The following is a 14352-nucleotide window of genomic DNA, read 5'->3' on the forward strand; positions in this document are numbered from 1 at the left end:
GATCGCTTTACGGTTCATTTATTATTACACGCTTGTACAGAATACTGAAGCTAATTTTAAAAAAAACTGATATTTCCTTTAAATAAATCTTTGTAGTTAATTCATTTTAACCCTTCATTAAAACCCAGCATTTTCTAAAATTTTCTCACAAACTTCGTGACTCTGTAAAACCGTTTCTAATGATACTGGATTCTCTCCACTTATTTCTACGGTTTCTAAGAAAGCATCAATCATTGGAGCAAATCCTCTTTTAAGCAGTGTATTTTCCCAATCCCCGTAAGTTTTAATGCCTATACCGAATTCGTCATACTTTGTAAATTCTGTAAGATTTTCCAAGCGCATAGTGGCTGCCGGGCTTTGGACTTCCATCGTTTCAAGTCTCGCTCCTGATTCTGTATTGACTGAAACCATTATATTAGCTGATTCTGACTCCAGCATTACCCATGCCCTTTTTAGTGCATCTTTTGTTCCCACTATTCCTGTATTAATAATTTTGACTGGACCGTCTACCATATGCAATGCTGTATCTATTGGATGAATCATCAAATCATATATACGATATCTTGAGGCTTTTGTCGGTTGATCAGCCTGATTTTTTTGAAAATAGATCATATTTTTATTCTGAATTTCTTTTAATTCTTTAACTCTTGGTGCAAATCTGCGATTGAATCCTGTCATTAGTAAAGTATTTGTCTTTTTAGATAGTTTAATCAGTTCTTTAGTTTCCTCTAGTCGATCACTGATTGGTTTATCCACAAATACTGCAATTCTTTTTTCAAGCATAGCACGAATAATTTCAGCATGGGTAGTCGTAGGAGTGTGAATAAAGACAGCATCTATATCCAAATCCAATAGATCTTCCCAATCTGTATGTAATTGCTCAGCATTTATTCTATATTTTTCTCCTAAAACTTCTAGTTTTTCTTTATTTCTAGTGCTCAAATGCCATTCTACTTCTGGATGTTCTGTCATCATCATGGGTAAATAGGCTTTTTGTGCAATAGTCCCTAATCCAATCACGCCAACTTTCATTTAACTTCCTCCTAATATTTTATAATTCTTTTCTACTTTCTTCTTATATTATATAGAATTTTAAGCGTTTTAATATAATAAAATAATAAAAGCATACCTATCAGACATTTTTATTTTAAAAATAGTCTTCCTTGTATGCGTTTATTTAAAGCTCATCAGCTAGTTGAACGGATTGTTCAGCATTAATTTTCTTCTTGAACTCTGTTGTAGCTTTTTTGATGATATTCTTCGCATGTACAATCTCGGTTTCAGTTGGATCTTCCCCAATAATGCGGACTTCAGTTTCTAATTGAACATCGTCTTTATCTAAAATAACCTCTTTAATATGTTCGATCAATTCAATATAATCTGTTGCTGTTGCCTGATTTACATTTACAATAAAACCTGCATGTTTTGTAGAGATCTGAGCTCCACCCCAAACTAACCCTTGTAACCCTGCTTCTTGAATAAGCTTACCTGTAAAGTAGCCTGTTGGACGTTTAAATACTGACCCGCACGAAGGATATTCAAGAGGTTGTTTTGTTGTACGAAGCATTGTTAATTCATTCATACGCTCGATAATTTTTTCTTGATCCCCTTCATTTAGTAAAAATGTCACATCAATTACGATATCACCTGTCTGCTGAATTTTGCTGTTTCGATAAACAAATTCCATTTCTTCATTTGTTACTTCTTTTAATTCTCCTGTACGAGATAGTACAGTAACTTTTTGAATGACATCTTTAACTTCTCCATCGTAGGCTCCAGCATTCATGAAGACAGCACCACCTACACTCCCGGGAATCCCGCAAGCAAATTCAAGTCCGCTCAAACTGAAACCAGAAGCTTTCTTACTAACATCAATCAAAGCGGCACCAGCTTGTGCAACGATAGTCTTTTCATGTACAGAAATCTGATCCATTTCAGTTAAAATCAGTGTGACTCCACGGATCCCACCGTCTTTAACGATTAAATTACTGGCATTCCCTAAAATGGTCAACGGCCAATTTTTTTCATGAATATAAGTTACGATTTCTGCGATTTCTTCTTTTCTTTTAGGGAATACTAGTGCATCTGCAGGTCCACCAGTTTTTGTATAAGTATAATGTGCTAAGGGTTCATTTATTTTAATAATTGAATCTTTAAATTTTTGTTGGAATATTTTTAAGTCCATGTATCTTTACGTTCCTCTCAATTAATATCCGTTCTAGTCTGGTAGGCAATTTTCTGAAAAACTAAATTATCAGTTTTTTTTATTCTAACATGAATATACCATATGTAATAGTTATAATTCTAATTGTAACTAAACCGTCAACCTTTTCACTCTAAAACATCATCATTCATTAATGAATGTACAACTCTAATCTTTCGTTTTTACATTCCAGATTAAATTAGATATGATTAGAGTAACATATATTGGAGGAATTACTTATGAAATTGATATCTTGGAACGTAAATGGCTTACGTGCAATTGTTCAAAAAGATTTTCTGAATCAATTCAAAGATCTAGATGCTGATTTTTTCTGCTTACAAGAAATCAAACTGCAAGAAGGACAAATCGACTTGGAATTTGATGGATATACTTCCTATTGGAATTATGCAGATAAAAAAGGGTATTCTGGAACAGCTATCTATACTAAATATGATCCAACAAAGGTTATCTATGGAATCGGTATTGATGAACATGATTCAGAAGGTAGAGTAATCACCTTAGAGTATGATGATTACTTCATTGTTACTTGCTATACGCCTAACTCTCAGTCAGAATTGAAGCGTATTGATTATCGTTTACGCTGGGAAAAAGACTTTCAGGCTTATATTCGGTCCCTTGATTCTGTAAAACCGGTAATTTTATGTGGAGATCTAAATGTGGCTCATAAAGATATAGACTTAAAAAATCCTGATAACAATCGCAGCAGTGCTGGATTTTCTGATGAAGAACGTTCTCAGTTTACAGCATTCTTGCAAAGTGGATTTATAGATACTTTCCGCTATTTTTATCCTGACCAGGAAGAGATCTATTCTTGGTGGAATTACCGATTTGGAGCTAGAAAGCGAAATGCAGGATGGCGTATTGATTACTTTATAGTTTCAAAACAGTTAGAAGACAAATTAGTAGATGCTAAGATCCATACTGACTATACCGGTTCAGATCATTGCCCAGTGGAACTACAGATAGACTTATAAAAACAAAAGACTTTCTTGAGAAATTCAATAAAGTCTTTGTGCTTTTATACATATGGATATTCAATAATTTCAGCTTCAGCTTCATCTATCACAACAGACGTAAAGGCATTTGCATTATGGAACATTCTCTTACAATCTTCACTAAGACGAACGATCTTAAACGTTTTACCCGCATCTTCATAACGCTTTGTGATGGAGCTGATCGATTCAACAGCCGAATAATCTGAAACTTTAGCATATTTCAAATCTAGAATAACTTTATCTGGGTCATTATCAACATCGAAAAGTTCTTTGAAATTTAATACAGATCCAAAAAATAATGTACCATTGATTTTATATGTTTTTTCTCCGACATTCGTTTCTTCAACATTAGCATATATAACTTTCCCTTTTTCCCAGGCAAAAATTAAAGCTGAAACAATAACGCCTGCAATAACTGCTGTGGCTAAATCAGCAAAAATTGTAATAACAGATACGACTATCACGACAAGGATATCCTGTGCAGGAACTTTTCCCTTGTATCGTAAACTTTCCCATTTAAAAGTTCCAACTACAACCATAAACATTACTCCAACAAGTCCAGCTAAAGGAATAGCATTAATGAAACCTGAACCAAACATAATGAAAAACATCAACGCAGATGCAGCCACAATTCCAGATAAGCGATGTCTCCCGCCAGACTTAATATTTATGATGGATTGACCGATCATCGCATCTCCTCCCATACCGCCGAAAAACCCATTAACGGTATTAGCAAGTCCTTGTGCAATAATTTCCTTATTCGTTCTTCCTCTTGTATTTGTCATTTCATCAAGCACTTGTAAGGTTAAGACCGCTTCTGTCAGTCCAACTAACCCGCCAATTACAGCATAAGGGGTAATAATACTTAATGTTTCAAGGTTTAAAGGTACTTGTGGACTATGAAACTCTGGTAATCCTCCTACAATTTCCATACCGGCAAAGTCTTGAACATTCTGAAGATGAATACCATATGATCCTAATACAACTGCAATGATCGTCATTACAACGATTGCAACCAAACTTGAAGGAATTGCTTTGGTGAATTTAGGAATAAAGTGAATCATCAGCATTGTAAATCCTACAAAAGCAATCATGAGTATCAGATCAAGCCCTGACATCCAAACTGATTCTGTTACAGATACACCATTCACTTCCATTACTTGATTGACTTTAAATTGGTCCAATTGAGCTATAAAAATTACAATCGATAATCCATTTAAAAATCCTAGCATAACTGGATATGGAATGATTCTTGCATATTTACCTAATTTTAAAAGTCCTATACTGACTTGAATAACACCCACTAACAATACCGTTGCAAATAGATATTCCAGCCCATGTGTTGCAACTAATGATGCAAATACAACTGCCATTGCTGCTGTAGAAGAACTGATCATTCCAGGTCTTCCGGTAAAGATTGCCGCAACCAATCCAATGATAAAAGCAGTATGCAAACTAAGTATGGGACTGACCCCTGCTACAAATGCAAAAGCGATTGATTCTGGAATCAGAGCCAAAGCAACGGTTAGTCCTGATAATACATCATTTTTAGCTGCTGACTTATTATCTTTTAAAAATTGCAGTAGTCGAAACTTATTCCTCTTCGACAAATTATTATTTTCCATTCTATTCTCTCCTTTTTCAGCTATTCTATCCAAGTAGCCGCAATTAAATATGTTAACACATAAATTATTTAAAACAATAAAAAAATCACTTATAAGTGAATAAGTTAATTGTTAAGTGTTTTCATTATGAGAGTTCTCTTTTTTTCACCCGTTATTCATGCTATCATGTCTCTAGTATGTAAAAACTCAATCGAGGTGCTTTTATGGAAATCGGACCCAGAATCAAAGAACTTAGAGTAGCTTCAAATATGACGGCTAAAGAATTAGCGCATAAAATCGACATCTCTCCTTCATTCATTTCAGCAATCGAACATAACTCTACTAAACTATCTTTAAAGACTCTAGAACATCTTTGTGAAGCATTAGATGTCAGTTTATCAGAATTTTTCAATGATGAAGTCAGCCCCATCGAGAAGAAATTAATTTCTTTAATTCAATCTTTACCAGAAGAGAAACAGTATGATCTATTGAAATTTTTAGATGGCTTAGTGATAAAAAAATAAATTTGTTTCATTTTAAAATATGTGTAACTTAAATACCTTGCTTTTAAACTTATACTTTTATATAATGAGTTCGACAATAAAATATGCTTACGGGAGTAACTTGCAGTGCAAACTGTTACAGTGCCACCAACCGTAGATATTTCATATCTGCTGGTGCTGTATTAAATAGTGAGACGTATGCGGAGAATTTCTAACTCCGCATACGTCTTTTTCTATCTATTAGAGACCCTGAAACATAAGAGAAAGGATTAAATGAATGAATTTTTATCAGCAATCCCCCGAAGATGTCTTATCTTCTTTAAACACGACCGACAAAGGTTTAACATCTGAAGAGGTCAAGAAGAAACAAGAGGAACATGGCTATAACGAATTAGAACAAAAAGATCGTCAATCCTTATTTTCTTTATTTATTGACAGCTTCAAAGATCCTATGGTTATCGTTTTACTGATTGTTGCCATTATACAAATCGTTTTAGGAGAGACAATCGAATCTATTATTATTCTTACGGTTCTGATTATCAATTCTATTTTAAGTGTCGTTCAAACTCGAAAAGCAGAGGATTCTTTAGCTTCACTGAGAGACATGGCAGCACCTTCAGCTACAGTGGTTCGTAACAATAGCACACAGAGTGTTCCTTCTAAGGAGATCGTAGTAGGTGATATCGTAATATTAGAGGCCGGAAACAATATTCCAGCTGACGGTCGTCTACTAGAAGCTGAATCCTTACAAGTTGAAGAAGGTGCTTTAACTGGTGAGTCTGTTCCTTCTGATAAAGAAGCGACTATACTTCAGGAAGAAACTGCTTTAGCTGATCGAAAAAATATGGTTTACAGTGGAACACTTGTAACTTATGGGCGTGCTCGTTACGTCGTTACTGGCATTGGTAAAGAGACCGAAATGGGAAAAGTTGCTGAACTAATACAAAACGTTTCTGCTAAGCAAACCCCACTCCAACGTAAGTTAGAATCCTTTAGCAAAAAGTTAGGATTTGTAATTCTCGGTTTATCCGTATTGATTTTTGCAATCCAAGCATTCAGGATTTTTTCTGGCAATGGTCCTCAAGATCTTCAAATTGAGTTGCTCAATGCTTTCATGTTTGCTATTGCTGTAGCTGTTGCCGCTATTCCAGAAGCATTACAATCTATCGTAACCATTGTATTATCTGTCGGAACTAACAAAATGGCTAAAAAACATGCCATTATACGTAAACTTCCTGCGGTAGAAACATTGGGATCAACAGGAGTCATTTGTACAGATAAAACGGGTACATTAACTCAGAATAAAATGACTGTGGTGGAAGCCTACCTTCCCAAACACGAACAGGAACTCTATTCATCTGAGCCAGCTGCTTGGTCTATTGGTGAAAATAGATTAAATCAGATTGCTGTCCTAGCTAATGACTCTTCTTTAAATGAAGAAGGTGAAGCAAGTGGTGATCCAACTGAAGTTGCTCTAATTAATTACAGTAATAAAATTGGACTGCCATTTTCTGATTTACGTAATAAATTTCCTAGAATTGAAGAACTTCCTTTTGATTCCAGCCGTAAATTGATGTCTACTTTACATGAAATTGATGGTGAGAAGCTTTTACTAACTAAAGGTGGCCCGGATGTCTTATTCAAACGCTGCTCAAAAATCTTAATCAATGGCGAAGTTGTAGAAATGACAGACGAGTATTCCAAAATACTTTATGAAAAAAATGAAGAGTATTCTAATCAAGCTTACCGCGTATTAGCGTTTGCCTATAAACCATTATCTAAAGAAACGTTAGATTTAGAAGATGAAAATGATCTTATTTTCGTAGGGCTGCTAGCTATGATTGATCCACCAAGAGAAGAAGTTGCTCAGGCAATTAAAGAAGCCGCAGAAGCTGGTATTCGTACAGTTATGATTACTGGTGACCACAAAACAACGGCTCGTGCCATTGCGCTTAATTTGAACTTATTCAAAGAGGATGATATTGCTCTAACTGGGCAAGAACTAGATGCTTTATCTGAAGAAGAGCTAATGGAAAAGTTAGAACATATTAGTGTCTATGCACGGGTTACACCAGAAAATAAAATCAGAATTGTTCAAGCTTGGCAAAACAAAGATCAAATTACTGCAATGACAGGAGATGGGGTAAATGATGCTCCTGCCCTTAAACAAGCAGACATCGGAATTGCAATGGGAAGCGGAACAGATGTGTCAAAAGATGCTTCTGCTATGATTTTGACAGATGATAACTTCGTTTCTATCGTTAGTGCTGTTGCTGTTGGTCGAAATGTTTTCAGTAATATCAAAAAAGCCATTGCTTACCTGTTCTCTGGTAACTTAGGGGCTGTTGTTGCGATCATTGCCGCTTTACTCATGAATTGGATCAACCCATTCACAGCTTTGCAATTATTGTTTATCAACTTGGTGAACGACTCCATTCCAGCTATTGCTTTAGGAATGGAAAAAGAAGAACCACATATTATGAAACAAAACCCAAGAGATCCTAACGAAGGGATTTTTACTGGTCAGACCTTACAGTCGGTTATCCTAAGAGGATTTACCATTGGTATTGCAGTTATCATATCTCAAGCTCTTGGAATTTACTATTTTGGTTCACCTGAAATCAGTGTTGCCATGGCCTTTACAACATTGATTTTATCAAGAACTTTACAAGTATTCCCAGCTCGTTCGAATACTCAGACTTCATTCCAAGCAGGGTTCTTCTCAAATAAATATGTAGTGGGCGCTTTTGCAGTCTGTATGACCCTTTACGGGATCACCATGCTGCCGGTTGTTCGTCCAATCTTTAATATACCAAATGCTTTTGGACTAACAGAATGGTCAATCGCTGCCGGTCTTGCATTAGCAACTACGATTATTCTAGAATTAAAAAAACTTGTCTTTCCATCAAAATTAGCTGATTAATTCTAACTATTAGCTACTACAGTTACTTTTAATAGCTATTGGAGAAATCACATTCTGATTTCTTCAATAGCTTTTTTTATTATACATCCTAGTAAAATGGACAGTACATGTTAAACTGTTAATAGAGACAATATTATATACATATAAACTCGTTAATAATAGATTACATACCTGGGAGAGAGTATATGAAACATTCTAAAGCATTTTTATTAAGTGTAGCAGTCCCCGCTTCCTTATTCCTTTCAGCTTGTCAACAGGATACCCAAACGATTGATTCCAAGAATCAGACAGACGAGACCCAACAGAAGGAGGAAAAAGACACAGTTGAACGAAAGCTTAATGCGACTGAAGCAGAAGCTATAAGTTCAAAAACATCTGATAATACAAAAAACAAATCAAGTTCGACGTCTCACGATGTAGCAGCTGATTCTAACCAAACTACTAGACTAAAAGATGATTATATGGCAAAACTTGAAGAGGAAAAAGAAAATACAAAAGAACTAAGGGCAAATCCTTCTGACTCTTCTACATATGCTATGAAAGGAATTGAAGGAACCCTTTTCGATACTTGGAACGGACTTTTGAATGAAATTTACGGTATCTTAGAAAATCAGCTTTCTACTGAAGCTATGGAATCCTTAAGAGTGGAACAGCGTGAATGGATTAAATATCGTGATCAAACTTCAAAAGAAGCTTCTTTAAAATACAAAGGGAGTACTCAAGAACAGCTTGAATACGTAGCTGTTGAAAATAACTTAACAATGGATAGATGCTTTGAATTAGTAAAAAAATATATGTAGTATTTTACTTGAAAACAACGAAAAGCCTGAAGATTTTAAAATCTTCAGGCTTTTCACAATTTTTTATACTTTTTCTTTAACGTTTGTTTTCATTAATTCATCAACATACTGAACTGTTTCAGGTTGATTTTCTTCAATATCTCTAATTTTTTCAGCGAATTGTGGAAGGTATTCTTTATGTGCGTAAAGCATTTCATCGAGAACCGTTTTAGCAATTGTTCCGCCTGGAATCAACGGATTGACAGTGAAGGCTTGCAGAGCAGCACCGTAGTTCCCTTCAATCGCAGCTCTAATGACTGTTTCTTCCATTCCTTTCATATTCTGGATGATCCCTCGTGCTCCAGCGTTAGGGAATTCACCCCAGTTGTATGGTTCAAATCCGTGAGCCGTTACAACACCTGATACTTCAACTGCACAGTCATATGGCAAATCAGTAATTGTTCCATTATTCTTAGTTGAAACAACCATCTCAGTATGTTTATCATTTTGGATTGAAGCAATAATTTCACATGCTGCATCACTATAATGAGTTCCGCCACGTTGGGATAGTTCTTCTGGTTTATGATCTAGTTTCGGATCTTTGTATAATTCAAACAAGCGAGCTTCTGTTTCCTTAACAACTTGTGCTCTTGTTTCTCCATTTTTAAATTCTTCAATTGAATGTTCCAACATTTCATCTTCAATATAATAGTAACGATGGTATCCACAAGGTAGCATATGCAAATCTTGAATTTGTTCATAGTGGAATAATGCACTGTGAATATTTTTCAAATGATTGTCATCTTCATTCTGATTCGGTCCATAAATCAAGTCAATCAATTCATCTGTACGCTCTTTCCCCGATTTATCCCAGACTTTATGCCAGTGGAAGTGGTTAATTCCTGCAAACTTGAAGAATAGATCTTCTTTTGGTAATCCTAATTTTTCTGAAGCTGTTTTAACATGACCGATCGGTACATTGCATAATCCGACTGTTTTTTCCCAACCACCTTGTTTAATAGCGGCTTCCGTTACCATACCAGCAGGATTCGTAAAATTGACTAGCCATGCATCCGGACACTGTACTTTCATATCTTCAATAATGTCCAGAATAACTGGAATAGTACGGAATGCTTTGAAAATTCCCCCAGCTCCATTTGTTTCTTGGCCTAAAATCCCGTGAGACAGTGGAATTCTTTCATCTTTCACACGCGCATTCAGCAAACCTACGCGAAATTGAGTTGTAACAAAGTCAGCATCTTTTAAAGCTGTCTTACGGTCTAATGTTAAGGTTACAGTCCAGTCAAGACCTGCCGCTTCTACCATTCGCTTAGCCATAGCCCCAACGATTTCAAGTTTTTCTTTACCATCTTCAATGTCTACCAGAACAATTTCTTTAATTGGAAGTTCTTCTTTACGTAAAATATATCCTTCAATTAATTCGGGTGTGTAACTTGATCCTCCACCAATTGTAACGATTTTTAATCCATCTTTTGCCATTTGAACTTTCCTCCCTAAAATATACAACGTTTTAGAAACGCTTTCAATTATTTACATCTATACTGTATTCTATGTAATGGTTTACATGCAAGCTTCTAAGAAAAATTTATTTATTTTTTCTTTTTACATATAAGACCTTCCTAATGAATAGATAAAAAGAACAAGCACAGTTTAAGTTCTACCAGCTTGTTCTTAATAGTCTTGAGTTATTTATATAGTGAGAATTGTTTAGTTAATTTACGTACAGCTGTTTTAATTTCGACTAATACTTCATCATTATCTTTATTTTCCAAGGTTTCGACTATTAATTCAGCAACTTTTCTACTTGCGGCTTCATCAAATCCTCTTGTAGTAATTGCTGGGGTTCCAATACGAATCCCACTGGTCTTGAATGGACTTAACGTTTCAAATGGTATTGTATTTTTATTAACGGTAATTCCTACTTTATCTAGTAATGTCTCTGCTTGTTTTCCATTCATATCAAAGTTAGTTACTTCTAATAAGAGCAAGTGATTATCTGTTCCACCACTGATTACGCGACCTTTAGACTCATTGAATACTTCAGCCATAGCTTTAGCATTTTTAATAATTTGTTGCGCGTATGTTTTAAATCCAGGTTGTAATGCTTCTTTGAACGCAACTGCCTTTGCGGCAATCACATGTTCAAGTGGGCCACCTTGGATACCTGGGAATATGGCACTGTTCAAGCGTTTAGCATATTCTTCTTTAGCCAAAATCAAGCCGCCTCGTGGACCTCTTAGTGTCTTATGCGTTGTACTTGTTACAACATCGGCATAAGGAACTGGATTTGGGTGTTCTCCAGTAGCCACTAATCCTGCTATATGAGCCATATCGACCATTAAAATTGCCCCTACTTCATCTGCAATTTCTCTGAATTTCTGGAAATTAATTTCTCTAGGATAAGCACTATAGCCTGTAATGATCAATTTCGGTTTGTGCTCCAAAGCCAGTTCACGAACTTGTTCGAAATCAATAGTTTCCGTTTCTTTATCCACACCATATGCCACAACGTTGTATAACTTTCCACTGAAATTCACTTTTGATCCATGGGTCAAGTGCCCACCGTGATTCAAGTCCATCCCCATATAAGTATCTCCAGGTTCTAAGAAAGTCTGGAAAATAGCCATATTTGCTTGAGATCCTGAATGTGGTTGGACATTTGCATATTCAGCACCAAACAACTCTTTTACTCGTTCAATAGCTAAGTTCTCAACGATATCTACAAATTCACATCCACCATAATATCTTTTACCTGGATATCCTTCTGCATACTTATTGGTCAATACGCTTCCTTGTGCCTTCATTACTTCTTCTGATACAAAGTTCTCGGAAGCAATCAGCTCAATATTTTCTTCTTGTCTCTTTTTTTCTTGTTCTATAGCGTCAAATATCTCTTGGTCAAAATTCAATGTACACAACTCCTTCTTGTGATATAAAAAGAGTATAGCATAGGTGAAACGATTCAGACTTATAATCTTGAAAATTTCTCATTGAAAAAACAAAATTATTCGGGTATAGAAATTAGAATTCCTATTTAAAAACAGAACCTTTAGTAGAATATTTTAAATTGTTTAACTATTGAAACCTGTCAAATTCATGGTATACTTTATAGGAATGCACGTTCGTTTAATTAAATATTTGAAAAACCTTAGCCCCTCATTCTAGAAAAGGTAGTGAACTCATGAATTTTACGGCAATTGATTTTGAAACAGCAAACCGACAGACTCACAGTGCTTGCTCCGTAGCCCTTACTATTGTTAGGAACAATCAAATCGTGGATGAATATTATTCCTTAATTAAACCTGATACGTGGTTTGATGCAACAAATATTCGCATACATGGTATTCGAGAACAAGATGTACTGCACTCTCCGTATTTTCCAGAAATTTGGGAAGACATGTCTTCCTACTTCACAGCAGAACAACTCGTGATTGCACATAATATGCCGTTTGATAAAAGAATCCTACAGGGAACCTTGAACTATTATGGTGTTGAACAACCAACTTTCCAAACACTATGTACGGTTCAATCATCAAGAAGATTATTGAAGCAGCTGCCTAATCATAAATTAAATACTGTTGCCGCTCATTATGGGATTCCATTAAATCACCATCATGCACTAGATGACGCCAGAGCTTGTGCTAAAATTTTAATCAATCAGGAAAAAGAATACGGTACAAAAGCATTGAAAAGTTTAGTGAAATATTCATGAAAATACCCCTCAATGAGATTCAGGATAATCTCATTGAGGGGTATTTTAAATCCTCTTTAAATATAATCTTCATACATACTGTGATTGTTTGTCAGCCTATTCTTTTATAGTATAAGAATATGGGGATATAGCTCAGGACTGGTTCTACTTGCGAGTGTGATGCAACCTGGATTTCCGTCTTGCTCATGGCGGGGTTCTACTTGCGAGTTCGATGCAACCTGGATTTTCGTATAGCTCACAAACTCAAGTGGGCTCGAATTACTATAAAATCCTCATTTCAAGGCTAAATCAAATTAATTTCGACATCATACAAACCGGCAAGAATTCTCCATCGTCTCTAACCCCTCTTTGCATGACACCCTCTAGTTCAAACCCATATTTTTCATATAAATGGATCGCCCGTTCATTTCTTTGCTGGACTTTTAATTCAATTCGATTAATTGTCTCTGAATCTTCAGCCCATCTTAGAACTTCCTCAAGCAGTTCTGTACCGATTTTAAATCCCCAGTACTCTTTATCCACTACTATACCCAGTTCTCCTATATGATTGATCTTAGGTTTATCTGATGCATGGATCGATGCCATTCCAATAATTTTATCATCTAATAAGGCAACAATTAGGCAATTATTTGGAGAATCATAGAGTTTAGCAATATAGCGACTTTCTTCCTCTACAGTTAATCCTGATCCTTCTTCTCCCATTGTCATAAATCCCGTTTGCAAAGCTGTTTTTTCTAGACAATTCAGTAAAGCTTTTGCATCTGTTGGAATAGCTTCTCTAATACCAATCTCAATCTTTTCTCTCATCTTCTAACTCCTTCAATACTTTTTCATAAACTTCTCCTACAGCAGACATTGTCAATGTCCGCTGATTAATATCTATTAAAGAGGTATCCATTTGAATCAATAGGTGATTTTGTGGTAATTCCTCTTCCACTACAGATCCCCATTCAACTATACAAATGCCTTCACCATCAAAGTATTCATCCAATCCCATTTCTTCCGCTCCAGTATTTTCCAGACGATATAAATCCATATGATAAAGTGGCAACCGGCCTTGTGTATACTCTCTAATAAGCGTATAAGTGGGGCTCTTAATAATTCTTTCAATTCCAAGGCCTTCAGCAAACCCTTTAGTAAAGGTAGTTTTTCCAGCACCCAATTCCCCTTCCAATAGAATGGTCATACCGGATTTTACAAGCTGAGCCAATCTAGAAGCTAATGCTTTTGTTTCAGCTTCTCCATTTGTTTCAAATACCTTAGTCATACGAATTCTTCCTTTACCTAATTTGAAATTATTTTACCATATCTGTATTTGAAATCCTATTACCTATGCATAACATCACTTATTCCAATATATATTAATCTATTTTATTCATAAACTTTATTTTATACTGTTAAAGTAAAAAAAAAATGAATAATCTTAGTTAAATTCTCAAACCTTATTATTGAAAAATCGAATAGTGAAATAGTAGACCCTTAAACAATTCTTTTAAAGAGGCACTACATCCCAAATACAATATTGTTTTTAAATAATGCTTTTTACTCTATAATTATTTTCTTTGTTAGAAAAAAGGAGGAATTTCAATAT

General features: G+C 35.3%; 12 protein-coding genes. 5 read left to right on the forward strand and 7 right to left on the reverse strand.

All coding sequences use genetic code 11. The annotated features are described in order from the left end of the window. Positions 1-117: 117 nt before the first annotated feature. Both BLT22_RS06995 and murB read right to left on the reverse strand, forming a co-directional pair. Positions 118-1032 carry a Gfo/Idh/MocA family protein gene (locus tag BLT22_RS06995; RefSeq protein WP_091761955.1) on the reverse strand — a complete coding sequence of 305 codons (915 nt, stop codon included), beginning with the start codon at positions 1030-1032 and terminating at the stop codon, positions 118-120. Between the two features lie 145 nt (positions 1033-1177). Next, a complete protein-coding gene (murB, locus tag BLT22_RS07000; protein WP_091761957.1) occupies positions 1178-2185 on the reverse strand; it encodes a UDP-N-acetylmuramate dehydrogenase in 1008 nt (335 codons plus the stop codon). 257 nt (positions 2186-2442) lie between these two features. Here murB and BLT22_RS07005 point away from each other — a divergent pair, with 257 nt between their 5' ends. Then, positions 2443-3198 carry an exodeoxyribonuclease III gene (locus tag BLT22_RS07005; RefSeq protein WP_091761959.1) on the forward strand — a complete coding sequence of 252 codons (756 nt, stop codon included), beginning with the start codon at positions 2443-2445 and terminating at the stop codon, positions 3196-3198. 44 nt (positions 3199-3242) lie between these two features. On the opposite strand, the gene BLT22_RS07010 is transcribed toward BLT22_RS07005, so the two are convergent. Further along, the gene (locus tag BLT22_RS07010; protein WP_091761961.1) at positions 3243-4844 is read right to left on the reverse strand and encodes a SulP family inorganic anion transporter; all 1602 of its coding nucleotides are present in this window, start codon (positions 4842-4844) and stop codon (positions 3243-3245) included. Positions 4845-5047: 203 nt separating this feature from the next. Here BLT22_RS07010 and BLT22_RS07015 point away from each other — a divergent pair, with 203 nt between their 5' ends. The 3 genes from BLT22_RS07015 (at position 5048) to BLT22_RS07025 (ending at position 9049) form a co-directional block, all read left to right on the forward strand. Next, positions 5048-5347, forward strand: coding sequence for a helix-turn-helix domain-containing protein (locus BLT22_RS07015; protein ID WP_091761963.1), 300 nt, complete (start codon positions 5048-5050; stop codon positions 5345-5347). A 256-nt stretch (positions 5348-5603) separates the two neighbouring features. Continuing rightward, the gene (locus tag BLT22_RS07020) at positions 5604-8249 is read left to right on the forward strand and encodes a cation-translocating P-type ATPase (RefSeq protein WP_091761965.1); all 2646 of its coding nucleotides are present in this window, start codon (positions 5604-5606) and stop codon (positions 8247-8249) included. A 185-nt stretch (positions 8250-8434) separates the two neighbouring features. Beyond that, positions 8435-9049, forward strand: a complete 615-nt coding sequence (locus tag BLT22_RS07025) for a lysozyme inhibitor LprI family protein (RefSeq protein ID WP_091761967.1) — start codon at positions 8435-8437, stop codon at positions 9047-9049. Positions 9050-9112: 63 nt separating this feature from the next. Here BLT22_RS07025 and BLT22_RS07030 read toward each other — a convergent pair whose 3' ends face one another. Continuing rightward, positions 9113-10528 (reverse strand): 6-phospho-beta-glucosidase, encoded by a 1416-nt coding sequence (locus tag BLT22_RS07030; protein ID WP_087060268.1) that lies wholly within the window; start codon positions 10526-10528, stop codon positions 9113-9115. A 206-nt stretch (positions 10529-10734) separates the two neighbouring features. After that, a complete protein-coding gene (gene glyA / locus BLT22_RS07035; protein ID WP_371861793.1) occupies positions 10735-11958 on the reverse strand; it encodes a serine hydroxymethyltransferase in 1224 nt (407 codons plus the stop codon). A 272-nt stretch (positions 11959-12230) separates the two neighbouring features. Between glyA and BLT22_RS07040 the strand changes: the two genes are divergently transcribed. Beyond that, on the forward strand, positions 12231-12761 hold the full coding sequence (locus BLT22_RS07040; RefSeq protein ID WP_091761971.1) for a 3'-5' exonuclease: 531 nt from the start codon (positions 12231-12233) through the stop codon (positions 12759-12761). A gap of 288 nt (positions 12762-13049) precedes the next feature. On the opposite strand, the gene BLT22_RS07045 is transcribed toward BLT22_RS07040, so the two are convergent. Together BLT22_RS07045 and tsaE are read right to left on the reverse strand one after the other, a co-directional pair. Beyond that, the gene (locus tag BLT22_RS07045) at positions 13050-13568 is read right to left on the reverse strand and encodes a GNAT family N-acetyltransferase (RefSeq protein ID WP_087060274.1); all 519 of its coding nucleotides are present in this window, start codon (positions 13566-13568) and stop codon (positions 13050-13052) included. Then, positions 13552-14028 (reverse strand): tRNA (adenosine(37)-N6)-threonylcarbamoyltransferase complex ATPase subunit type 1 TsaE, encoded by a 477-nt coding sequence (gene tsaE / locus BLT22_RS07050; protein WP_091761973.1) that lies wholly within the window; start codon positions 14026-14028, stop codon positions 13552-13554. The genes BLT22_RS07045 and tsaE overlap by 17 nt, the downstream gene beginning before the upstream one ends. Positions 14029-14352 lie beyond the last annotated feature (324 nt).

The organism is Marinilactibacillus psychrotolerans, assembly GCF_900101525.1.
GTDB classification, from domain to species: Bacteria; Bacillota; Bacilli; order Lactobacillales; family Carnobacteriaceae_A; genus Marinilactibacillus; species Marinilactibacillus psychrotolerans.

Excerpts from the sequence above, each read along its gene's own strand:
- BLT22_RS06995 (WP_091761955.1), bottom strand. The coding sequence starts at position 1,032 with ATGAAAGTTGGCGTGATTGGATTAGGGACTATTGCACAAAAAGCCTAT.
- murB (WP_091761957.1), bottom strand. The coding sequence starts at position 2,185 with ATGGACTTAAAAATATTCCAACAAAAATTTAAAGATTCAATTATTAAA.
- BLT22_RS07005 (WP_091761959.1), top strand. The coding sequence starts at position 2,443 with ATGAAATTGATATCTTGGAACGTAAATGGCTTACGTGCAATTGTTCAA.
- BLT22_RS07010 (WP_091761961.1), bottom strand. The coding sequence starts at position 4,844 with ATGGAAAATAATAATTTGTCGAAGAGGAATAAGTTTCGACTACTGCAA.
- BLT22_RS07015 (WP_091761963.1), top strand. The coding sequence starts at position 5,048 with ATGGAAATCGGACCCAGAATCAAAGAACTTAGAGTAGCTTCAAATATG.
- BLT22_RS07020 (WP_091761965.1), top strand. The coding sequence starts at position 5,604 with ATGAATTTTTATCAGCAATCCCCCGAAGATGTCTTATCTTCTTTAAAC.
- BLT22_RS07025 (WP_091761967.1), top strand. The coding sequence starts at position 8,435 with ATGAAACATTCTAAAGCATTTTTATTAAGTGTAGCAGTCCCCGCTTCC.
- BLT22_RS07030 (WP_087060268.1), bottom strand. The coding sequence starts at position 10,528 with ATGGCAAAAGATGGATTAAAAATCGTTACAATTGGTGGAGGATCAAGT.
- BLT22_RS07040 (WP_091761971.1), top strand. The coding sequence starts at position 12,231 with ATGAATTTTACGGCAATTGATTTTGAAACAGCAAACCGACAGACTCAC.
- BLT22_RS07045 (WP_087060274.1), bottom strand. The coding sequence starts at position 13,568 with ATGAGAGAAAAGATTGAGATTGGTATTAGAGAAGCTATTCCAACAGAT.
- tsaE (WP_091761973.1), bottom strand. The coding sequence starts at position 14,028 with ATGACTAAGGTATTTGAAACAAATGGAGAAGCTGAAACAAAAGCATTA.